General features: G+C 66.9%; 19 protein-coding genes. 7 read left to right on the top strand and 12 right to left on the bottom strand.

Annotated elements, in window-relative coordinates; all coding sequences use genetic code 11:
• The 4 genes from Mlute_RS08635 to dnaG form a co-directional block, all read left to right on the top strand.
• Positions 1–311, top strand: a 311-nt coding sequence (locus tag Mlute_RS08635) for a 5-(carboxyamino)imidazole ribonucleotide mutase (RefSeq protein ID WP_182482512.1), incomplete at its 5' end; no start/stop codon positions are given.
• A gap of 10 nt (positions 312–321) precedes the next feature.
• On the top strand, positions 322–1434 hold the full coding sequence (locus Mlute_RS08630; RefSeq protein ID WP_119360309.1) for a 5-(carboxyamino)imidazole ribonucleotide synthase: 1113 nt from the start codon (positions 322–324) through the stop codon (positions 1432–1434).
• Positions 1435–1659: 225 nt separating this feature from the next.
• Positions 1660–4641, top strand: coding sequence for an adenylate/guanylate cyclase domain-containing protein (locus Mlute_RS08625; RefSeq protein WP_245958913.1), 2982 nt, complete (start codon positions 1660–1662; stop codon positions 4639–4641).
• Between the two features lie 74 nt (positions 4642–4715).
• Positions 4716–6485, top strand: coding sequence for a DNA primase (gene dnaG, locus Mlute_RS08620; protein ID WP_119360307.1), 1770 nt, complete (start codon positions 4716–4718; stop codon positions 6483–6485).
• 4 nt (positions 6486–6489) lie between these two features.
• Here the strand turns inward: dnaG and Mlute_RS08615 are convergent, their stop codons facing one another.
• The 11 genes from Mlute_RS08615 to Mlute_RS08565 all read right to left on the bottom strand — a co-directional run bounded on the left by Mlute_RS08615 (position 6490) and on the right by Mlute_RS08565 (position 16383).
• Positions 6490–7248, bottom strand: coding sequence for a 3-hydroxybutyrate dehydrogenase (locus tag Mlute_RS08615; protein ID WP_119360306.1), 759 nt, complete (start codon positions 7246–7248; stop codon positions 6490–6492).
• Between the two features lie 26 nt (positions 7249–7274).
• Positions 7275–7979, bottom strand: coding sequence for an ABC transporter ATP-binding protein (locus Mlute_RS08610; RefSeq protein WP_119360305.1), 705 nt, complete (start codon positions 7977–7979; stop codon positions 7275–7277).
• A complete protein-coding gene (locus Mlute_RS08605; RefSeq protein WP_119360304.1) occupies positions 7976–8692 on the bottom strand; it encodes an ABC transporter ATP-binding protein in 717 nt (238 codons plus the stop codon). Before Mlute_RS08605 ends, Mlute_RS08610 begins: the two co-directional genes overlap by 4 nt.
• Positions 8685–9587, bottom strand: a complete 903-nt coding sequence (locus Mlute_RS08600) for a branched-chain amino acid ABC transporter permease (protein ID WP_119360303.1) — start codon at positions 9585–9587, stop codon at positions 8685–8687. Before Mlute_RS08600 ends, Mlute_RS08605 begins: the two co-directional genes overlap by 8 nt.
• Complete coding sequence (locus Mlute_RS08595) at positions 9584–10441, bottom strand: branched-chain amino acid ABC transporter permease (protein WP_119360302.1); 858 nt, start codon at positions 10439–10441, stop codon at positions 9584–9586. The genes Mlute_RS08600 and Mlute_RS08595 overlap by 4 nt, the downstream gene beginning before the upstream one ends.
• 7 nt (positions 10442–10448) lie before the next feature.
• On the bottom strand, positions 10449–11606 hold the full coding sequence (locus tag Mlute_RS08590; RefSeq protein WP_119360301.1) for an ABC transporter substrate-binding protein: 1158 nt from the start codon (positions 11604–11606) through the stop codon (positions 10449–10451).
• A gap of 11 nt (positions 11607–11617) precedes the next feature.
• Positions 11618–12022, bottom strand: coding sequence for a MaoC family dehydratase (locus tag Mlute_RS08585; protein WP_119360300.1), 405 nt, complete (start codon positions 12020–12022; stop codon positions 11618–11620).
• Complete coding sequence (locus Mlute_RS08580) at positions 12019–12822, bottom strand: alpha/beta fold hydrolase (protein WP_119360299.1); 804 nt, start codon at positions 12820–12822, stop codon at positions 12019–12021. Before Mlute_RS08580 ends, Mlute_RS08585 begins: the two co-directional genes overlap by 4 nt.
• A complete protein-coding gene (locus Mlute_RS08575; protein ID WP_119360298.1) occupies positions 12815–14287 on the bottom strand; it encodes a class I adenylate-forming enzyme family protein in 1473 nt (490 codons plus the stop codon). Before Mlute_RS08575 ends, Mlute_RS08580 begins: the two co-directional genes overlap by 8 nt.
• Complete coding sequence (locus Mlute_RS08570) at positions 14278–15291, bottom strand: 3-oxoacyl-ACP synthase (protein WP_119360297.1); 1014 nt, start codon at positions 15289–15291, stop codon at positions 14278–14280. The genes Mlute_RS08575 and Mlute_RS08570 overlap by 10 nt, the downstream gene beginning before the upstream one ends.
• 63 nt (positions 15292–15354) lie before the next feature.
• Positions 15355–16383: a YibE/F family protein gene (locus Mlute_RS08565; protein WP_119360296.1), complete on the bottom strand. Its 1029-nt coding sequence runs from the start codon at positions 16381–16383 to the stop codon at positions 15355–15357.
• 75 nt (positions 16384–16458) lie between these two features.
• On the opposite strand from Mlute_RS08565, the gene Mlute_RS08560 reads away from it, so the two are divergent.
• Positions 16459–17010: a YIP1 family protein gene (locus Mlute_RS08560; RefSeq protein WP_119360295.1), complete on the top strand. Its 552-nt coding sequence runs from the start codon at positions 16459–16461 to the stop codon at positions 17008–17010.
• Here the strand turns inward: Mlute_RS08560 and Mlute_RS08555 are convergent.
• Positions 17007–19439 carry a galactose oxidase-like domain-containing protein gene (locus Mlute_RS08555; RefSeq protein WP_119360294.1) on the bottom strand — a complete coding sequence of 811 codons (2433 nt, stop codon included), beginning with the start codon at positions 19437–19439 and terminating at the stop codon, positions 17007–17009. The genes Mlute_RS08560 and Mlute_RS08555 overlap by 4 nt on opposite strands.
• A gap of 188 nt (positions 19440–19627) precedes the next feature.
• Here Mlute_RS08555 and Mlute_RS08550 point away from each other — a divergent pair, with 188 nt between their 5' ends.
• Both Mlute_RS08550 and Mlute_RS08545 read left to right on the top strand, forming a co-directional pair.
• Positions 19628–20518 (top strand): NAD(P)-dependent oxidoreductase, encoded by an 891-nt coding sequence (locus tag Mlute_RS08550; protein ID WP_119360293.1) that lies wholly within the window; start codon positions 19628–19630, stop codon positions 20516–20518.
• Between the two features lie 49 nt (positions 20519–20567).
• Positions 20568–20966 (top strand): hypothetical protein (locus Mlute_RS08545; RefSeq protein WP_245958912.1); only part of this gene is annotated, 399 nt, incomplete at its 3' end.

The raw sequence follows: 20966 nt of genomic DNA, 5'->3' as shown, positions 1-20966 counted from the left end.
TCATTGCCGGGGCGGGTGGGGCGGCCCATCTGCCAGGCATGACCGCGGCCAAGACCAGCCTGCCGGTCCTGGGGGTGCCGGTGGAGTCCAGGAGCCTGAAGGGGCTGGACTCGCTCCTTTCCATCGTGCAGATGCCGGCGGGGGTTCCGGTGGGCACCTTGGCCATCGGCCGGGCCGGGGCGGTCAACGCGGCGCTCCTGGCGGTGAGCATCCTGGCCAACAAGTACCCCCAGTGCAAGGAGGCCCTAAAGCGCTACCGGGCCGCCCAGACCGAGGCGGTGCTGGCCAGCCCCGATCCCCGCCAGGGCTGAGGTTTAGGCGATGGGTGCCCGAATTGGCGTTCTGGGGGGTGGGCAGCTCGGCCGGATGCTGGCCCTGGCTGGGTATCCGCTGGGCCTGGAGTTCCGCTTTTTGGACCCTGCGGCCGAGGCTTCGGCGGGCCAAGTGGCCGAGCTTTGGGTAGGGGACTACGAGGACGGGCCCTTGCTCGAGCGGTTTGGCGAGGGGCTGGACCGGGTGACCCTCGAGTTTGAGAACGTTCCGCTCACCGCACTAGAAAGGCTAGCCTCTCGGTTGCCGGTCTACCCGCCCTCCCGGGCGCTGGCGGTGGCCCAGGACCGCTTGAGCGAGAAGGCTTTTTTTCAGCGGTTGGGGATTCCCACCCCCCTTTTCTACCCGGTGGAGCGTTACGCCGACCTGCTGGAGGGGCTGGAGCGCATCGGCTGCCCGGCCCTGCTCAAGACCCGTCGCCTCGGCTACGACGGGAAAGGGCAGTTTCTGCTGCGGGAGCCGGCCCAGGCCCAGGAGGCCTGGGCTCGCCTGGGGGGAGTGCCCCTGATTTTGGAGGCCTTTGTGCCCTTCAAGCGCGAGCTTTCTATTCTGGGGGTGCGTTCGGCCCGGGGTGAGGTGGCCTTCTATCCTCTGGTGGAGAACCAGCACCGTGGGGGCATTCTGCGCAAGAGCCTGGCCCCCGCGCCGGGGGCCGGGGCCCTGCAGCCCCAGGCCGAGGCTCTGGCCCGGCGGATCATGGAGGCCTTGGGGTATGTGGGCCTGCTGGCTGTAGAGCTTTTTGAGGTGGAGGGCGGGCTTTGGGCCAACGAGATGGCCCCTCGGGTGCACAACTCCGGACACTGGACCATTGAGGGGGCCGAGACCAGCCAGTTTGAAAACCACCTGCGGGCGGTGTTGGGTTGGCCGTTGGGCTCCACCGCACCGCGGGGCCACACGGCCATGCTAAACCTGGTGGGGCTCCGCCCCGACTTTTCCCGGGTGCTGGGGGTTCCCGGGGCCCACCTCCACTGGTACGGCAAGGTGGTGCGTCCCGGGCGGAAGGTGGGGCATATCACCCTGCGCAGCGACTCGCCGGCGACGTTGGCGGAGCGTCTGGAGTGGCTCGAGTCTTTGCTGGCAGCGGTTGTCCCGCCTACGGAGTAGACCCTATACTGGACTTGGCCCAGGAAGCCTGCCCGCGGTTAGAGGGCCGCTTTGCGTTTTTACACTCCGCACTTTTCACGGCATCCTTTGGCATCTGCCCACGGGTTTTTCTCACCTATGGTTTGCCCCCGCTGCGGCCACAGCAATCCCGAAGGCGAGGAGAGCTGCCTCCAATGTGGCGCAATTTTGCGGCCCGGGGGAGGGTTGGTTCAGGAGCGGCGCTGGGTGAGCGCGCTCTTCTTTGATATATCGCGCTTCACCGAATATACCCTGAAGCACCCCCTGGAGGCTACCTGGGAGGCCACCAATGAGGCCCTGCAGGCCGCAGCCAGCCACGTCCGCCTCTACGGGGGGCACATAGACAAGTTCTTTGGGGATGGGTTCCTGGCCGTCTTTGGGGTGCCAAGGAGCCAGGAGTCCGATGCGCAGGCTGCGTTGGAGGCGGCGAGGGCCATGGTGGCCTCGAGCCCCCTGCCCTCCCGGGTGGGGGTGGCCAGCGGGCTGGTCCTGCGTACCCCCCTTGGGGGAGGGCTGGCCGGCGACCAGACCGTTTTGGGGCCGGCGGTTAACCTCTCCCAGCGTCTCTCCCAGGTAGCCCCTCCCGGGGAGGTGTGGTGCGATGCGGTTACCGTGCGCCTAGTGCCGAGGGCGATTACCGAGCCCCTCCCACGCCAACCCCTTAGGGGTTTCGCCGAGCCATTGGAGGCCTTCCGGTACCTGGGGATGCGCCAGGGGCCGCCTGAGATGGTAGGACGGGAGCGGGAGCTTGGGGTTCTGCGGGAGGTCCTGGGGGCGGTGCAGGCGGGGGAGGGGCGCCGGGTAGTGCTGCACGGGCCTATGGGGGTGGGGAAGTCGCATCTGGCCCGGTACTTCCTGGAGACCTTGCCCGGGGGGGTGCGGGGCGTGGTGGTGCCCCGGCTCACCTTGGGCACGCCCCTGCGCTACAGCCTGCGCCAGGGCCTGCAGGGGCTGTTGCCCGGGGGGCTTGGCCAGCTCAGGCAACTCGGCCTGCCCGAGGACCTGCAGGCGGTGCTGGAGTTCAGCGTTGGGCTCGAGCAGCGCCCGCCACTGCCTGCTGGTGAACTGGATGCCCTGTTGGTGGAGGCCTGGTGGCACCTGCTGGCCCGGCTGGCAGGAGAGGTGCCCGTGGTAGTGGTCCTGGACGACCTGCAAAGCGCCGATGCGACGGTCCTCGAGTTTACCCGTCGCCCCGCCCCGCCTGGGGTGCTGCTGCTGTTGATGGCCCGGCAGAACCGCTGGGAGCCGGCCCCCGACGTGGTCTTCCTGCCCCTAGGGCCCCTTTCACCCGAGGAGTCCAAGCGCCTCATCCTGCGTTGCTGCCCGGATTTGGCCTTGGCCAGCTTCGAGCACCTGGTTGAGGCCAGCGCGGGGTTCCCCCTGGCGGTGCAGGTGCTAGGCCTCACCTTGGGCAAGGAGCCTGAGCCCATGCCCCTGTACCAGCCGCGCTTGGACAGCCTTCCCCGTCTGGCCCGGGTGGCCTTGCAGGCCGCCGCGGTACTGGGGGCCACGGTCCCCCCCGAGCTAGTACGGCACCTGGTGGGGGAAGAGGCCGACCTAACCCGCTTGGTGGGGGAGGGCTTTCTCGAAACCGATGAAAGGGGCCTGCTTCGCTTTGCCGTGCCCTGGTTGCGGGAAGCGGTTTTGGGGCAGGTAGGGGGGCAGCAGGCCCAGCGCTGGCACCAGCAGGCCGCCCGCTGGTACCAGCGCCAAGGGCGGCTGCCTGAGGCCGCCGCGCACCTCGAAGCCGCCGGGGAGACCGTTGCCGCTTACCGGATGTGGCGCCTGGCAGCCCAGCAGGCCTGGAGCGAAGGGCGCTACGCGGAAGCCCTAATGGGCTACCTCGAGGCCCTGCGCCTGGCTGAGGGCAAGGTCCGCAACCAGGCTGCCTTGGAGGCGGCAGAGGCCCATCTGGCCCTGGGCCGCTACGGCGAGGCCTTGGAGCTGGCCGGCCAGCTCCTCGCCGCTTCGGAGACCTCCCCGGCGCTGCGCCAGCGGGCCCGGGCGGTCCACCTGGAGGCCCGCTGGGCCTTGGGCCAAGATGAGCTTCAAGAGGCCCGCTGGGAGGAGCCGCTGGAGCCCCGGCTGGCCTTAGCCCTGGCCCGCACCGCTCCTTTGGACGAAGCGCTGGCCCTGCTCAAGGAGCTGCCCCCCGGACTGCAGGGCACGGCCCTTTTGGTGCGGGCCCGGCTATGGTTGAGGTCGGGCCGGCTCGAGCAGGCCCAGGCGGCCTGCGAGGACTATCTGGAGAGGTATGCGCAAAGCCCCGTGGAGTGTTTTGAGGCCCGGCAGATTTGCTCTGAGGCGCTTTGGCGGCAGTTCAAGCCCAAGGAGGCCCTAAAGGCCCTAGGCCCGCCGCCCCATGAGGCCCTGCCGCCTTGGTTTCGGAGCCTTTACCACAGCAGCCAGGCGGCCTTATGCCTGGACCTGGGCCAGCTCGAGCAGGCCGGCAGTCTGCTGGAGGAGAGCCTTTTGTACCTCGAGGGGGCTCCAGTCGGGGTGGTTGAGCAGGTAAGCCGGGTGCGCTTGCGCTACCTGGTGGAGTCGGGGCAGCTTGAGGAAGCCCTTTACTACGGCGAGGCGGCGCTGGCCCGGAGCCCCTCTCCGTCCCTGCTGGCCTACCTGGCCCTGGCCCGCGCACTGGCCTCAGGCCGGAACGATGAGGTCTTGATGCGGCTTTTGCGGGGGTTGGAGGGGTTGGAGGACGCCGAGGTCCAGGCCGCGGGTGAGCTGGCGCTAGGGCTGCACAAGGGGCACCTGCGGCAGGACCCCATCCCCCACCTGCGCCGGGCGGCGAGGCTGGCCCGGCAGGGGAACAACCCCAGCCTCTACTACCATGCCCTGGTGGGGCTGGGCCTTTTTCTCTGCGGCCGCTCGAGCCGGAGGGCCCTGGCCCTCTCCCGCTACCTGCTTCAAAAGACCTTTGAATCTGGTTTTGAAACCCACCACGGCTACGCCCGGCTGCTGCAGGCCCAGCTTTTGTTGAGGGAGGGGCGGGAGCCTTTAGGGCTGCTCGAGTTTGAGGCAAAAACCCCCCTGGCCTGGGCCTGGCAGCAGACCCTGCTGGCCCTCGCGGGGGGCAGGCGGCCCAGCCTCGGGCTCCAGCAGCTTCGCGGGTATGGTGTGCTGGGTGTTTGGCTGCGCTGGCAAGCCAGGGCTGCGCCGTGCCCTGAGCGGACGCGGGGATAGCCCCCTTGAAGAGGCGGGTGGGTTAGAATAAGGCCCTGCATCCAGGCCGGCTTTGGGTCCGGGAGGCGGGATGTATGGATGCCGAGAGTGCCCAGGCCATTGAGCTCATTCGTTCCCGCATCTCCATTCGGGAGCTGGTGGGCCGCTATGTGGCCCTCAAGCCGGGCGGCAAGGGGGTTTGGAAGGGGCTGTGCCCTTTCCACCAGGAGAAAACCCCCTCCTTCTACGTCAACGAGGCCAAGGGGCTTTGCTACTGCTTTGGTTGCAAGGCGGGGGGGGATATCTTTGCCTTTTTGCAGCGAATAGAGGGCCTCGAGTTCCGCGAGGCCCTGGAGCGGCTGGCCCAGGAAGCTGGGGTGGAGCTGCCCAGGCGTAAGGGACCTCCCTCGGCCCGAAAGGAAGCCCTGCAGGTTCTGGAGCTGGCCCAAGCCTACTTCCGAGGCCATCTGGAGGGCGCGCCGCTGGACTATCTGCGGGCTCGAGGGCTTACCCCGGCCTCCATTGAGCGCTTTGGCCTGGGCTATGCACCTCCGGTTTGGGACGGGCTGCTCAAGCACCTCCACCGCCACGGGGTAAGCCCCCAGGAGGGCCTGGAGGCGGGGGTGCTGGTGGAGCGGGAGGGCCGCTTTTTTGACCGCTTCCGCAACCGGATTACCTTTCCCATCCTTGACCCGTTGGGGCGTGTCGTGGGGTTCACTGCTCGGGCGCTTTCCCCAGAGGACGGGCCTAAGTACCTCAACTCCCCAGAGACCGCCCTCTTCAAGAAGAGCCTGCTGCTCTACGCTTACCCCCAGGCCCGCCAGAGCATCCGCGAGCGGGGGCGGGCGGTGGTGGTGGAGGGGCTTTTTGATGCGATTGCCCTGCACCAGATGGGCTTTACCGAGGCGGTGGCGGTGCTCGGCTCCTCCCTCTCCTCCGAACAGGCCCATCTTTTGCGCCGCGCCGAGGCGGTGGAGCTGTATTTGGCCTTTGACGCCGACGAGGCTGGGCGCAGGGCTACCTTGCAGAGCCTGAACCTGGAGATAGCTAGGAGTTTTGTGGTCTACGCGGTGCTGCTCGAGGGGGGCAAGGACCCTGGCGACCTGCTCCTTTTACCCCAGGGCCGGGACCTTTTTGAGAAGGCCCTGGCCGAGGCCCTGCCGGAGGTGGAGTACCGCTTCCAGGTGGCCGCCCAAGGCCTTGACCTGCGCCGCCCCGAGCACAAGCAAAGGGTGCTTGAGGCCCTGCGGCCCCGCCTGGTTTCACCTGAGCCCTTCGACCGGGTGGTGGAGCGGCTTAAGGCCAAGGTCATCAGCGCCCTGGGCATCTCCCCCCGGGCTTTGGAGGACTACCTGTCCCGAGCCCGCGAGCCTCGACGGGCCCCCGCTGGCGATCCGTTGGCCCGGCTGAGCCTGGGTCGCCCCGACCTTACCGAGAAGCGCTTGCTGCGTGAGCTAGACGTCATAGCCCTCTTGTACGCGGTTCCCGAGGAGGAATTTGGGGACTGGGTGCGCTATGTGGAAGCCAACACCTGGCCGCCGGAAGGGAGCCTGCTGGCCGAGTTCGTGCAGGTTTCCCGCTCCAACAGCAAAAGCCGGATTCTGCGACACTTTGAGCAGCGAGGGGAAGGGGCCAGGCTAATGGATATTCTGATGAAGAGTCCGAGCTTTGAACGGGCCGAGCTCGAGGCGCACCTGGGCGTGGCCATGGCCCGGGTGCGGGAGGTTTACTACGAGATGCGGCTGGACAAACTCAAGGCCCAGCTTAAAAACACCACCGAGCTAGAGGAAATTCGTGCCCTGACCCGGGAGATTCAGGAGGTCTTGCAGGCCATAGAGGCTGAACGGCGGCTGTACAAGCGCTAAAGCCCTACCGGGCGGTCCAGCCTAGGTCCATTACCTGGGCTGAGCCGGTGATGGCCCCGGCCTTTTCCGAGGCCAGAAATAGGGCGTACTCGGCCACCTCTTGGGGCTCAATGAGCCGTTTGATGGCCGCGGGGGCCAGCATGACCTTTTCCACCACCTCACCCTCGGGAATGCCCAGGGTGCGGGCCTGGTCGGCAATTTGCGACTCCACCAGGGGGGTGCGTACGTAGGCTGGGCAGATGGCGTTGCAGGTTACGCCGTAATCCGCGGCCTCTAGGGCTACAGTCTTGGTTAGGCCCAGGAGCCCGTGTTTGGCCGCGATGTAGGCCGACTTATAGGGGCTTGCGACCAGGCCGTGCAGCGAGGCGATGTTGAGAATGCGCCCCCAGCGCCGTTGCTTCATGGTGGGGAGGAGGTACTTAATGAGCTGGAAGGGTGCGGTGAGCATCACCTGGAGCATCTGTTCCCAGGTTTCCTCAGGGAATTCCTCCACGGGGTGGATGCGCTGCAGGCCCGCGTTGTTGACCAGGATATCTATGGGCCCTAGGGCCAAAGCCTTTTGGGCCAGCCCCCGCACCGCCTCCTTTTGGGAGAGGTCAGCTTGGACAAAGGCCCCGCCCAGCCTCTGGGCTACCTCGGCCCCCGCCGGGGAGAGGTCGTTTAGGACCAACCGGGCCCCTTCCCGGGCGAACACCTCTGCGATGGCCTTCCCAATGCCGCTTCCAGCCCCGGTAATAAGGGCGGTTTTTCCCTCTAAAAGCATGGCTGCACCCCCTTGCTGCTCCAGCCTCAGAGGGCCAGATAGGCCCGCCGCACCGCCTCGTTGTGGGCCAGCTCCCTGGCGCTTCCTTCCAGGACCACCCGGCCATGTTCTACCACGTACCCCCGGTCGGCCACCTCGAGCGAAAGCGCCACATTCTGCTCAACCAGAAGCACCCCAACCCCCTGCTTCCTCACCTGGGCCAAAGTGGTAAGGACCTCCTCGGCCAGGCGGGGCGAGAGGCCCAGGCTGGGTTCGTCCACCATCAGAATTTTAGGCTGGCCCATCAGGGCCCGTCCGATGGCCAGCATCTGCTGTTCACCCCCCGAAAGGGTTCCGGCGCTCTGACCTCTGCGCTCGGCCAAGCGGGGGAAGAGGGCGTAGACCCTCTCCAAGGTTGAATGGCGTTGCTCCCAGGCCAGGAAGGCAGCGCCTAGGAGCAGGTTCTCCTCCACGCTCATCAGAGGGAAAAGCTGCCGGCCTTCGGGGACGTGCCCCAGCCCTCGGCGGGCCCGCTGGGCTGCCGAAAGCCCCAGCAGGCTCTCACCCCCAAGCCACACCTGGCCCCCCCAGAGCCGCACCAGGCCCGAGATGGCCCGCAAAGCGGTGGTCTTGCCCGCCCCGTTGGCCCCTAGGAGGGCCACCAGCTCGCCCCTGGCCACCTCGAGCGAAAGTCCGAAGAGCACCTGGGCCTTGCCGTACCCAGCGGTGAGGTTGGCGACCTGGAGCTTCATCGGGCCCTCCCCAAGTAGGCCTCCCGTACCCTTGGGTTGGCGGCCACCTCGTCGTAGTGGCCCAGGGCGATGACCTGCCCGTAGTCCATTACCACCACCCGGTCGGCCAGGGCCTGCACCACCGGCATTAGGTGCTCGATGAAGACCACTGTGACCCCGCTGGCCCGGATTCGCCTGATTAGCTCCACCGCTTCCAAAGCCTCTGCGGGGCGCAGCCCGGCCATCACCTCGTCCAAAAGTAGGAGCTTGGGCCGGGTGGCCAGGGCCCGGGCCAGCTCGAGGCGCTTGTCCTCCAGCAGGGTGAGCTCGCCGGCTGGGGTCTGGGCCTTGGGGGCCAGGCCGGTGAGGGCGATGACCTCCTCCACCACCCGTTGGGCCTGCTTTAGGCCCGTCCCCGGTTTGCCGTAGAGGGCCCCTACCATCAGGTTCTCCCACACGCTCATCTCGGGAAAGGGCTGCACGATTTGAAACGCCCGTCCCAGCCCCTTCCAGGTGCGCACCTCCGGCGGGGCTTGGGTAATCTCTTCCCCTAGAAACTCAATCCGCCCGGCATCTGGGCGCAGGAGCCCTGAGAGCAGGTTCAAGAGGGTGCTTTTGCCCGCCCCGTTGGGCCCGATGACCCCTAGGATTTCGCCTGGGTGAACCTCGAGGTTCACCCCGTAGGCCGCCACTATCCCGCCAAAGCGCTTGGAGAGGCCCTCCACCCTAAGCACGGCCCACCCCCTTGCGGAAGAGCCCCACCAGGCCGCGGGGCAGGAAGAGGATGGCCAGGATGAGCACCAGGCCGTAGATCACCAGGTACCCTTCGCCGATGCGCAGCCGCAGCCAGGTCTCGAGGCCCACGATAATCAGCCCACCCAGCAGGGGGCCGCTGGTGGTGTAAAGCCCGCCAAAGATGGGGACCACCAAGGCTTCCACCGCCCGCCCTAGGCCGAAGGCGTCGTAAGGTGAGAGGAAGAGGGTTTTCATCGCGTACACCCCGCCCACAAGCCCCCCTAAAAAGGCCGAGAGCCCAAAGGTGAGGAGCTTCACCCGGACCACCGGCACCCCTAGCACCCGCGCCACCGCCTCACCCTGCCGGGTAGCGGCCATGGCGTAGTGCCACCGGCCCCGGCTCAGCAGCAGGCTTACCCCCGCCGATAGGGCCAGCACCGCCACTGCTAGGTAGTAGCTCCCCAATGGAAAGGCTCCACTGAAAGCGGGCTGTACAGGCAGGCCGATGGAACCCCCAGTGAACTGGGCCTTGAGGACCAGGGTGCGCATCACCTCGCTGAAGGCCAGGGTAGCGATGGCGAAGTACATCCCGTGCAGCCTGAGCGTGGCCAGGCCCAGCAGAAAGCTGGCCAGGGCTGCGACTAGGCCCCCGGCCAGGAGGGCTGGGAGGGTGCCCAGCGCTGGGGCAGAAAGGGCCGCGGCGTAGGCCCCCAGTCCGAAAAAAGCCCCGTGGGCCAAGGAGAGCTGGCCGCTGCGGGCCAGCAGATCCCAGGCTAGGGCCAGGGCGCTGGTGAGAAAGGCGAACTGTGCAGTGTCCAGCAGGAAGGCCCGCCATTCGCCCAGGGGCAGGCTGGGCAACAGCAGGGCGAGGAGGAGGATTGCTGCTGCAATCACGCCGCCCTCCAGCTCCGCCAGGTCAGCGTGGCGAAAATCACCAGGAAGAAGACTGCTTCCACCCACCCTCCGCCTCCAGGCAGGTAGGTGCTCACCAGGGCCTCGGCCAAAGCCAGGGCCACCGCCGCCGGCACCACCCCTCCTAGGTTGCCCAGCCCGGCCATCACGATGATGGCGAAGGCCTTTAGGGTATAGGCAAAGCCTACAGTGGGGGAGGCGTAGAGGATCACCGAGAGCATCACCCCCGCCACCCCGGCCAGGGCAGCCGAGAGGCCGAAGGCCAGTAGGTAGATGCGCTCCTTCTCAATGCCCAAAAGCCCTGGAGCCAGCCGGTTCTGCGCCACCGCCCGCACCGCAAGCCCCAGCCGGGTTCGCCCTAAAAACCAGTACAACCCGCCGAGCAGGACCACCGAAAGCACAAAGGAGGCAAAGGGCACCACCCCGAAGGAGAGTCCCAGCAGGTGGATGGTGCTGCCTTGGTAGGGCGGGCTGACCACCCGGGTGTTGGCCCCGAAAAGGAGCAGGGCCAGGTTTTGCAGGGCCACCGAGAGGCCAAAGGTGAGGAGCATCTGGTTGAGTTCCGGGGCCCCGAGCACGGGGCGGATGAGGCCGTAGTAGGTGAGGCTTCCCACCAAGAAGAGCACCAGCGCGGCCAGCCCCAGCGAGACCAGGGGGTCTAGGCCCGACCCCACGAAGAGCAGGTAGGCGATGAAGGCCCCCAGCATGGTGAACTCGCCGTGGGCGAAATTTACGATGCCCACCACGCCTACCGCCAAGGCCAGCCCGCTGGCCACCAGGGCGTAGATGCCTGCGGCCAAGACGCCGTTGATGAGGGTTTGCAGCAGCAGCTCCATAGGGGCATCAGTAATTGCCCGGGAAGCGCAGGGGGCGGGCAGCCCGGTTCGGCGGGAAGACGGGGCGGCGGGAGCCCTCTAGGTACTGGAACTGCAGCCAGATGCTCTGGTTGAAGCCCTGGTAGCGGGTGCGGCCGGTGTCGGAGGGCTTGAAGGAGAGGGGGCCAAAGGGGGTGTCCATCTGCACCTTGGCCAGCTCGGCGGCGATGCGGTCTTTGTCGCTCGAGCCGGCGGCCTCCGCGGCCCGGCCCAGACTCAGGGCAATCACGTAGCCCATGGGGGCCATATACTCGTCGGTCACCTCGCCAAACTTGCGCCGGTAGAGGGTAACGAAGCGGCGGCTTTCCGCGTTGGCCACCGAGGGGAGCCAGGCGGTCATGCCAGCGATGTCGTTGGAGAGGCTGTTCTTTTCAAAGCCCACCGGCCAGGCTGGAGGGGCCCCGTAGATGAGCTTGGGCTCGAGGCCCACCTGTCGGGTTTGTGCGGCGATGGGGAGGGCGTCCACATCATAGCCTATCCAGTAGAGGATGTCCGGCCGGAAGGCTTTGAGACGGGTCAGGATGGCGGTAAAGCTGCCCGAACCCGACTTGAAGGGCTCGGCTTGCACCGTGTAGCCTTGCCGCTCGAGCTGCTGACGGTAGGTCTGGATGCCGGCCGAGCCAAAAGGACCATCCTCATAGAGGATGGCGACCCGGCGGGCCCCGTTGTCGTAGAGGTACTTGAAGAATTCCAGCGCCGCTGCCACGTTGTGGTAGTCCCAGGGGTGGTAGTGAAAGAAACGGCCGTAATCGCTGAAGGCCTGCTCCACCACGCTGCTTGCGGCCCCGATGCAGAGGAAGAGGGGCTGGTACTGCTTGACCGGCCCCGAAAGGGCGAAGGTTACCCCAGAGGCCAGCCCGCCGATCACGATGTCCACCCGGTCCACGGTCATCAGCTTGGTCAGGGCCGGAACCGCGGTGGCCGGGGCGTTTCCATCGTCCACCACCACCAGCTCCATCCGGACCTTTCCGCTGGCGTTAACCTGCTCTGCCCCAAGCTGCACCCCATTCAGCGCGGCCTTTCCTGCTACCGTGGAGATGGGCAGCAGCACGCCTACCCGAAGCGTGGTTTGGGCCAGGGAAAGCCCAGCCAGCAGCGTCACCAAAACGACCCAAAGCTTTTTCATGCTTCCCTCCTTCAAAGAACCTCTTCGTAGAGCACCGTGGCCTCTCCCTGGATAACCTGCTCGCCCCTTTGGTTGGTGCAGACGGTCTCCAGGGTGAGGATGGGCCGGTCCTCCCGGATGGCCCGCACGGTCACGGTGGCGGTGATGGTGTCGCCCAGATAGGTGGGCTTCAAGAAGCGCAGGCTCTGGCCCAAGTAGATGGCCCCGGGGCCAGGCAACCGGGTGCCGATGGCCGTGGAGATCAGCCCGGCCACCAGGATTCCCTGGGCGATGCGGGCCCCAAAGCGGCTTTTTCTGGCATACTCGGCGTCGGTGTGCAGCGGGTTGGTGTCCCCCACCGCCCCGATGAACAAGCCGATGTGGGCCTCGCCGATGGTCTGGGTGTAAGAGGCCGAGTCTCCAACCTTAAACCTCACGCCGTCACCTCCAAAAAAGCTCGGATTTCCTGGGCCAGCAGAGGGGGGTTTTCCAGCGTGGGCACATGGCCCACCCGGGGAAGCACCCTGTGCTGGGCCTTGGGGATGGCCCGGGCGGTTTCCTCGCCATAGCAGGGAGGAAAGAGCAGGTCTTCCTCGCCGGAGAGCACCAGGGTGGGGGCTTGGACGCTTCCCAACCTGGGCCGCAGGTCGGTGAGCTGTAAGAAGCCCTCCAGCAGATGGCCCTGGGCCTGGGGGCTGGGGGCCGCCTGCTCCATCTGCAGGAGCGAGGCCTCCTCCGCCACCTCGGGGTGGGCTTCCAGGAAGGTCCTTCCCCAGACCCAAGGCAGGGCCACCCGCAGCCGGGCCTGGGTACCGCCCAGCTCCAGGGCCTGCCGCCAGCTTTCCACCTTGGCCCGCAGCAGGGGGTCAAGCCGGGGGGTGGTGCAGAGCAGGATCAGCCTTTGCAGACCTTGAGGCCGCCCTGCGGCGTGGACCTGGGCCACCACCCCGCCGTTGGAGAGGCCCAGCAGGTGGTACTCTGCCACCCCCAACCTCCTGAGGAGGGCCTCCAGGTCGGCCGCGTGCAGCTCTGGGGGGTAGGGGCCTGGGGGGGTGGCGCTTTGGCCCTGGCCGCGCATGTCGTAGCGCAGCACAGCCAAGCCCCCCAGGTAGGGCATGAGGGGCTCCCAGGCCTCGGTGCGCTGGAAGATGCCGTTGAGCAGCACCAGCAAAGGGGCGTCCTTGGGGCCCTCGAGCCGGTAGAAGAGGGTGGTGCCGTTGACCGATACCTCAGGCATAGGACTCCTTGAAAAGCCGGTACAGCTCGCTCTTGAGAATTTTGCCGGGGCCGCTTTTGGGTAGCTCGGGAAGAAAAAGGAAGTGCTTGGGCACCTTGTAGCCCGCCAGCCGGCTGCGGAGGAAACTTCGCAGCTCCTCCTCGCTTGCCGGGGCCTTTAGGGCCACCGCGGCCAGGCCCACCTCGCCCCACTGGGCGTCGGGTACCCCCAGCACAGCGCATTCCAGCACCGCTGGGTGGTCGTAGAGGGCCCGTTCAACCTCTATCGGGTAGACGTTCTCGCCTCCGGAGATGAACATTTCCTTGACCCGTCCCACGATGTAGTAGCGCCCCGCGCTGTCGCGGCGGGCCAGGTCGCCGGTGCGAAGCCACAGCCGCCCGTCCTCCTGGACTAAAGCCGCGGCGGTTTCCTGGGGACGCCCAAAGTAGCCCGACATCACCACCGGCCCCGAGAGCCAAAGCTCGCCCTCCTCTGGGGCTTCCTGGCCGTCTTTGGCCACCAGCCGGGCCCAAAGGTGGGGCATAGGCCGGCCCACCGAGTCTGGGTGGGCCTCAGCCTCCTCGAGGCTTTGGGTAAAGCAGTTCACCCCGGCCTCGGTGAGGCCATAGCCCTGCTTAAACCGCACCCCTCGGCTTCGGAAGGCCTCCTGCACCGGGGCCGGGCAGGGGGCTCCCCCCGAGATGGCCCAGCGCACCGAGCCAAATGAAGTCTTGTTGAAGGCGGGGTGCTGGGCCAGCATCTGATACATGGTGGGCACTAGGAAAAGGAGGGTAACCCGATGCTCTTCTACCCAGCGGAGGTACTCCCCAGGGTCAAAATGCTCCTGGATGAGCACCTGTCCCCCCAGGTAGAGCAATGGGGTGGCCAGGGCATTCAGGGCGGCGTGGAACATGGGGGTGGCCAGGATGTAGCGGTCCTCGGGAGAAAGCCCCCAGGCCGTGCAGGTCTGCATGGCGTTGACCAGGAGCTGCCGGTAGGGAATCTGGGCCCCCTTGGGCAGACCGGTGGTGCCGCCGGTGAAGAGGAGGAGGGCGGTGTCCTCCAGGCTGGGCTCAAAGGTCGGGAGCGGGCCGGGAGGCAGGGTCTGGAGGGCCTCCAGGGGATAGGCCTTGGGGTGGAGCCGGTGGGCCACCCTGAGGTGGCCCCCGGTGTAGAAAAGGACGCTGGGCTGGGTGTACTCGAGCAGCCCCCTAAGCTCGTCCTCGCTCAGGCGATGGTTGAGAGGGGTGGGGATGAAGCCCAGCAGGGGAGCGGCGAAGTAGAGCTCGAGGTGGCCGATATGGTTTTGGCCCAGCACGCCCACCCGCTGGCCTTGCCGGATGCCCAGCCCCGCCAGCGACTGCGCGGCCCGCACCGCCCGTGCGTAAAGCCCCCCGTAGCTGACCCAAGCCCCCTGCCAGAGGACCGCCGGCCGGTCCGGGTGGTAGGCGGCCATCCGGGCGAGCCAGTTGGCGTTCAGCTCCATACCCCCTCCGCTTCCCAGCGCAGCACCGCGGCCCCCCAGTGGTAGCCCACCCCAGCGGCGGCCAGGGCCAGGAGGCTTCCAGGGCCCACCTTGCCGGCGGCTCGAGCCAGCCAGAGCGAGAGGATGGGGTCAAGCTGCCCCAGGTGGCCATAGTTGCATAGGTAGATCGAACGCTCCTCTGCCAACCCCAGCCCTGCCAGCACCGCCCGGTGGGCCGAGGGCTTCATGTGTAGAAGGGCCAGGTAGTCTAGGTCGGCAGCGGTGTAGCCAGCGTCCCGCAGGGCCCCCTCAATCACCTCCAAAAAGCCGCTCAGCGAGACCTGCTCCAGCCTCTCTCTCATCCGCTCAGGCTCGGCCACCCGCAGCCGGTATTCCTTCAGGTTGTCTGGCCGCAGAGGGGCTATCGTGCCTCCCACCGGTACCCGCACGCTTTCGGCCAGGCTGGGGTCGGTCTTGAGCCGGCTGGACAAAAGCCGGAGCCCTGGCCCATCCCGCGTGACCACCGCTGCGCCCCCCCCGGCGGCCAGGTCGTACATGAAGCGCACCGCAGGGTCGGTGTAGTCTATTAGGTCGCCGTTGCGGTAACCTCCGGCGATCAGCACCGCCCGCACCTCGGGGCGGCTGGCCAGCAGTCCCTCTGCCACCACCAAAGCGGTGATGAAGCTGGCGCACTTCTGGTTCAGGTCAAAAGCCCAGGCCCGCTCAGCCCCCACCCTCTGGGCGATGAAGGGGGCGCTCGTCCAGACCGGGTACTCCTTGTGCTCCTCGGTGATGCTGAGGACCACGTCTACCTGAGCCGGCTCGAGCCCCGCCTCCGCCAGCGCTTGCTGGGCCGCCCAGGCCCCCATCTGGGCCGGGTGGTCGCCCGGTCCCGGCACAGGCTTCTGATGGATGCCCAGCTTTTCCCGCACCACCCACTCGGCCAGCCCGCTCAGAGCGGCGATTTCCCCGCTGGACATGCGCGCTGCAGGTAGGTAGACCCCTAGGCCCTTCAGATACCCCATCCTAAGCCTCAGCCTCCGACGGGCTGAGTCTACCCGGGGGGTGTTACAAACCTGTTACAGGCTTTATCTAGGCCAGCGCCGGTCAATGTAGTCAAGCTTTCTCCCCCGCAAAAGCCAGGCTGCCACCAGCGTGGTCAGCGGTACCGCTAGCACCAAGGCCAAAGAGCCGACCAGCATGGTGACCGCCTCAGCGGCAAAGGTTTCGTTGTTCACCAAAAGGGCCAACGGCACTTCGCTTTTGCTTATCAGCAGGAGCAAAGGTAAGGCGCCCGCCGCGTAGGCCAGCACCAGGGTGTTGACCAGGCTGCCAATGTGGTCAAAGCCCACGCTCATGCCCCGGTTGTACAGCTCCCGTACCCCGTAGCGCGGGTTGGCCTGCAGCAGGGCCTGGACCACCGCGGCCTGGGTCACCGTCACGTCGTTGAGGGCGCCCAAGGCCCCCACCACCACCCCCGCCAAGTACAGGGCCACCAGGTCAAGCTGCCCGCCGAGCTGGAAGCGGGCCAGAAAGGTTTCCTCCGAGGTAAGGCCGGTGAACTGCATCCACTCGGTGAGGAGCGAGGAGAGCACCAGCGCCACCGCTGCGGCCAGGGTAGTGCCGATGAGGGCGGCGGTGGTCTTGCGGTTGACCCCGTGAACAAAGTAGATGGAAAGGCTTAGGATGCCGAAGGCCCCCACAAAGGTAACCAGTAGGGGGTTCTGTCCGGCCGAGATTTGGGGCACCACGAAAAAGGCCAACACCCCCATGCTGGCTGCGGTGCCCAGCAGACCGCGCAGGCCCTTGCCCCGGCCCAGGGCCACTGTGACAAGCCCGAACAGCCCCAGCAGCCCCCACAGGTAGGGAATGCGGTAGGGCTCGGCGATGTAGGTCTTGCCGTCGGCCTGGTAGACCACCACCCGCTGCCCTACCCGGAAGCCCGCGAACTCGGTGGGCAGCTCGGCCTCTGTCCTCCGCCCGCCCACCTCCACCGTGGCGGTGGGCCCGCTTAGGCCGACGATGCGGGCAATGGCGTAGGCACCTGGGGCCGAGGCTTCCTGGGCGAGGGCGAAGGGCAGGAGCGCCAGGGCAAGCAGAAACAGCGCGCAGCGCATGGCCCCTAATCTACCCAAAGCGCGGGTGAGAATCCGGTATAGACTGGTCTTGCGGTACCCGAAAGGGAGGTCCTTATGAACCCGTCGCCTTCTATCGTTGATACCCTGAGCCAGATGTTCTCTCAAAGCCTTCAGGTTCTCCGCCGACCTAGCGTGGCTACCTTTGAGGAGTTTGAGGGCCGGGGCACCTTGCGCGAGGCGCTGCTCTACGTTGCGGTGGCCGCGGTGCTGGTGGGCCTGTTGGGCCTGGCGGTCGGGCCAGGGGGGTTTTTGCGCAGTGTGGCGGGAAGCGTCCTGGGGTTTTTGGTGTTTACCTACCTGGTGTACTACGTGGGCCGGAGCCAGGGCGGCAGCGGGAACCTGGACCAGGTGGCCTACAGCTTTGCCCTATTCTGGGCGCCCATCAACGTGGCGGTTGCCCTTCTGGGGCTGCTCTTGGTCCTCACCCTGATAGGAATTTTCCTGCTGCCCCTGCTGGCCGTGGCGGCCCTGGGGGTCAACGTGTACTTCGCCTACTTGGCGGTGCAGGCCAGCATGAACCTGCGGGAGGGCGGCCGGGTCTGGCTCACGCTGCTGGCTGCTTTCGTGGGTACCCTGGTGGTCAGCTTGGTGCTGGCCACCCTTTAGCGGATGCGGACGATTCTGGCCACCGAGGGCACCCCTTTGTCGTCAATCAGGAAGAGCATGTAGAAGCCGGGTGGGGCGATGTTGCGGGCCCCGCCGGGGTTGGGCGAGCCGTACTGGCCATCGTAGGGGGCCCGTACGTTGAGGATGTAGCCGTCTTGCGTAAACTCCAGCCGTAGGAAGCGCTGGTTCTGGTTGAAGGCGTGGGTAGGGGTTCCCAGGGCGATGAAGGTGACCTGCCGAATGGAGCGGGCCGGGTCTGGGTGGGCCCAGCGCACGGTAAAAGTCTGGTTGTAGGCCAGGGTGGGGTACTCCTCCCCGGGGGCCAGCCCCTCCAGCCCAGTGATGATGGGCCTGGGGGCTAGGCTGCCGTCTTGGTTAAAGAGGTAGGCGGGGTAGTAGATTTCGTGGTTCTTCTGGTTGATTTTTTCAGGCTGGTTGTACCAGCGCCCGTAGTAGCCGGCATCAAGGCCTCCAGTCTCAAAGTTGCCCGCGCACTGGCCGCACCCCCCGCCCCCAGCGGTCCAGACCGTGGCGTCGGGCAGGAGCATGGCCACCGAGTGGTAGATGCGGGGCCGCTGGGCCCTGGGGCCCAGCACGAAGCGGCCTGTTCCGCCGTTTTCCCCGGGCTTCCAGATTTCGCTTTGGTAGACGGCCAGGTCAATGTTGAAGACCGTGGCTGGGTTGACGGTTTTGGGCCACCATTCCTGGGCCAGCGAACCCTGCATGACCGGGCGGCCGCCGCTGGGCTCCCTGCCGTTGTACCCGGGGATGGACTGGGTGTCCTCCCCTCCGTCCTGCTGGCCGCCGTTTACGAATATCTCGCCGTTGGCCAGCAGGGTGGCGTTCAGGTGGGTTCGGCTGTAGCGCATCTTGGGGCCAGGGCGCATGGTGGGGGGGGTGTTGGCGTCCTGGGCCAGGGTGATGTGGAGGGTGGTGTGGCCGTTTTCCCAGTTGTTGAGGGAGAATATGGCCAGCTCCCCTGAACTCCAGTCGTCGGCGGCGTAGCCCCCACCGATGACCAGCACCTTGCCGGGCTCGTACATGACCGAGCTGCCGTAGATGCGGTGGGCGTCGTAGGGGAGGGTGGAGTAGCCCCCAGAGGGAGGATAGGGATAGGACTGCCAGATGCCGGTCCATTGCCCCCTCTGCCAGTCCAGCAGGCCCTTTTGCTTGCCCGCCCCGGAGAGGAAGGCCAGGCCGTTGGGGGCGATGTGCCACCAAGGGTAGTAGTGCTCAAAGGAGTTGACCTCGGCGGCGGTGGCCTCCAGCATCCGCAGGGTGCCCGAGTCGGGGTTGTAGACCTCAAAGGCGTTGTTGTGGGCGGTGCCCCGGGCGTTTTGGGTGGCCACGCCCTTGTCCAGGCCGGGCGCGCCGGCGATGGTGCTGTAGGTCTTGCCCTGCCTCAACCCCTCGGGACAGCGCCCGCTTGGGGTGCGGCAGAGGGGGTCGGCAGAGCCTTCCACAAACTGGGAGTTCGGCTTGGAGGTGCCGCCGGTAATGAGCACCTCACCGTTTGGCAGCTTGGTCACGGTGGGGTACCAGCGGCCCCACCACATGTCGGGGGTGCTGGGGCCGGGGCCGGGCGTCCAGGTGTTCGTGCGGGGGTCAAAGAGGTTGGTGCGGGGGCTGCCCCATTCGAGCCCCAGGTTGCCCCCCGCGGTGAAGAGACGGCCATCCTCCAAGACGGTGTAGCCCGCGCAGAAGAGGTCGGTGCCTTTGGGCTGCCCGCTGACGTTGCGCCCGTTTTGCTGGCTGCCGTTGCCGAAGCTCACGTCCTCAAAGGCCCCGCTGGCCGGGTCCCAGACCACCGCCATGGTGCCGTCCTCCTGGCCGGGGGGGTTGTTGTGGGGGTCAAGCTCGTGGACATCGGTCATTTCCCGGTAGCGCCCAATGTCGTCGGAGGCGTACCAGGCCACCACTTTACCGTTGGGCAGTAGGGCCGCGTAGGTGGGCACCAGCGGCCAATTGTCCACCACCGGGCCGAAGCAGCCTACCTGGGGCGGGTTGGCGGGGCTGCTCGCGCAGGGGGCCGGGACGGGCACCGGGTTGGACTCCACCCAGTCGCTCTGCCCGCTGGCGGTTCTGGTGCGCACCCGGTAGATGAAGGTTTTCCCGCCGCTCGTGATCCGGTCAAGGTGCTGGGTAGCGCTCAAGCCGGTGGCTACGGGCTCAAAGGCCCCGTTGGCGGTAGCCACTTTGCGCTCTACCTCAAAGCTAGGGCCGCTGAGGCCCTCTGGGGCCTTCCAGGAAAGCCGCACCTCGTAGGGGGAGACCGCCCAGGCCATCACGCTTCGGGGGGGCTCGAGGTTGCCCGGCGGGGTAGTAGAGGACTGGGGGGTTTGGGGGCAGCCGGCCAGCAGCAGGGCCAGGGCCACACCGAGCCCACCCAGCCGCCTATGAGCCTGCTTTTCCAGGGGGGATGCCTTCATAGGGCCAGCCTAGCCCCTAGGATAGGCCAACATTTGTCCTTGGTGGCGGGGTGCGCGTGAATTCCCGTGTTGCGCCTTCAGGAGGCCTTCTGAGGGAGGTTGGGGATGCCCGTTATTCCCCGCTGGGGGCTTGGGGGAAGAGATTAACGCCTCTCATAACGGGGGGAGGCCCCGTATATATTGGGAACATGGTTGGAGAAGCAACGCCGAAGCTGGCTTTCATTGGGCTCGGGGCCATGGGCTATCCGATTGCGGGCCACCTGGCCCGCCGCTACCCCACGCTGGTGTGGAACCGCACGCCGTCCAAGGCCGAGGCCCATGCCAAGGAGTTTGGCTCGCAGCCCGTGGCGTTCGCCCAGGTGGCCCAGGCCGACATCCTCTTTACCTGCTTGCCCACCTCCCAAGAGGTGCACGGGGTGGCCGAGCAGCTCTTGCCTCACCTACGCCCGGGGACCCTATGGGTGGACCACACCTCGGGGGAGCCGGAGCTGGCCCGGAAAACCGCCGCGCGGCTGGCTGAGAAGGGCGTCTCCTACCTGGATGCCTGCCTTTCGGGAGGGGTGGCCGGGGCGGTGCAGGGCCGCGCGACGGTGATGGCTGGAGGCTCGAGGGAGGACTTTGAGCGAGCCCGCCCGGTGATGGCCACCTACGCAGCAAAAATCGTGCATGTGGGGCCGCTGGGCTCGGGGCACGCAGTTAAGGCGGTGAACAACGCCCTTTTGGCGGTTAACCTATGGGCCTTGAGCGAGGGGATGCTGGCCCTGGTGCGGCAGGGGGTGGATGCGCGGCTGGCCCTGGAGGCAATCAACGCCTCCTCGGGGCGTTCCAACGTGAGCGAGAACCTCTTCGGGCAGCGGGTGCTCTCCCGGGAGTTTCCCAACACCTTTGCCCTAGGCCTTTTGGCCAAGGACCTGGGAATCTGCGCGCGGGTGCTGGAGGCTGCGGGGACACCTGCCCCCATGCTCCGCCAGGTGCGCGAATTCTTTGAGATTGCCCGGCGCGAAGTGGGCTCTGCGGAGGTGGACCACACCGCGGTGGCCCGCCTGCTGGAGAGGTGGGCGGGGCTGGAGATAAGGTGAATGTGGAGGGTTCTCAGATTTAACCCAGTATTGCGTCATAAAGTAGGGTATGGTAGCGAAAAAGGTGGCTTGGTGGGGACGGCCCCTGGGCTTCGCCCTGCTCTTGGGCTTGGCCTTTGGCCTAGGCCGTTGGTCGGCGCCATCGGAGAGCCTCGCCTCGCAGCCCTCCTGGGGGCGTGTGGTGAGGGTGCAGTTTGACCCCCAGCAGACGCCCCGGTCGGCTCCCGACGCCAGGGAGCTGATTCCCCTATTCCCTGGACCGGGCCAGGGGCCAGGGGCCGGACCACCCCAGGAGGGGCAGGAATGCCCCCTGCTCATCTACCAAGACGGCCAGCTCTACCGCTTTGAACTCCCGGGGCAGCCCATGCCGGGTGGCCCTTTGCCCGGGCCGGGGATGCCAGGGGGCTCACCCGAGCTAATCCCCCTCGAGCCGGAAGCGCCCCAGCCC

Source organism: Meiothermus luteus, assembly GCF_003574085.1.
GTDB lineage: Bacteria > Deinococcota > Deinococci > Deinococcales > Thermaceae > Meiothermus > Meiothermus luteus.
The sequence above is the reverse complement of the archived record's forward strand: the minus strand, read 5'-3'. Positions and strand labels throughout refer to the sequence as shown.

What these genes read in the sequence shown, in the direction of transcription:
- Mlute_RS08630 (WP_119360309.1), top strand. Translation starts at nt 322, where the DNA reads ATGGGTGCCCGAATTGGCGTTCTGGGGGGTGGGCAGCTCGGCCGGATG.
- dnaG (WP_119360307.1), top strand. Translation starts at nt 4,716, where the DNA reads ATGGATGCCGAGAGTGCCCAGGCCATTGAGCTCATTCGTTCCCGCATC.
- Mlute_RS08615 (WP_119360306.1), bottom strand. Translation starts at nt 7,248, where the DNA reads ATGCTTTTAGAGGGAAAAACCGCCCTTATTACCGGGGCTGGAAGCGGC.
- Mlute_RS08610 (WP_119360305.1), bottom strand. Translation starts at nt 7,979, where the DNA reads ATGAAGCTCCAGGTCGCCAACCTCACCGCTGGGTACGGCAAGGCCCAG.
- Mlute_RS08595 (WP_119360302.1), bottom strand. Translation starts at nt 10,441, where the DNA reads ATGGAGCTGCTGCTGCAAACCCTCATCAACGGCGTCTTGGCCGCAGGC.
- Mlute_RS08590 (WP_119360301.1), bottom strand. Translation starts at nt 11,606, where the DNA reads ATGAAAAAGCTTTGGGTCGTTTTGGTGACGCTGCTGGCTGGGCTTTCC.
- Mlute_RS08580 (WP_119360299.1), bottom strand. Translation starts at nt 12,822, where the DNA reads ATGCCTGAGGTATCGGTCAACGGCACCACCCTCTTCTACCGGCTCGAG.
- Mlute_RS08575 (WP_119360298.1), bottom strand. Translation starts at nt 14,287, where the DNA reads ATGGAGCTGAACGCCAACTGGCTCGCCCGGATGGCCGCCTACCACCCG.
- Mlute_RS08570 (WP_119360297.1), bottom strand. Translation starts at nt 15,291, where the DNA reads ATGGGGTATCTGAAGGGCCTAGGGGTCTACCTACCTGCAGCGCGCATG.
- Mlute_RS08565 (WP_119360296.1), bottom strand. Translation starts at nt 16,383, where the DNA reads ATGCGCTGCGCGCTGTTTCTGCTTGCCCTGGCGCTCCTGCCCTTCGCC.
- Mlute_RS08560 (WP_119360295.1), top strand. Translation starts at nt 16,459, where the DNA reads ATGAACCCGTCGCCTTCTATCGTTGATACCCTGAGCCAGATGTTCTCT.
- Mlute_RS08555 (WP_119360294.1), bottom strand. Translation starts at nt 19,439, where the DNA reads ATGAAGGCATCCCCCCTGGAAAAGCAGGCTCATAGGCGGCTGGGTGGG.
- Mlute_RS08550 (WP_119360293.1), top strand. Translation starts at nt 19,628, where the DNA reads ATGGTTGGAGAAGCAACGCCGAAGCTGGCTTTCATTGGGCTCGGGGCC.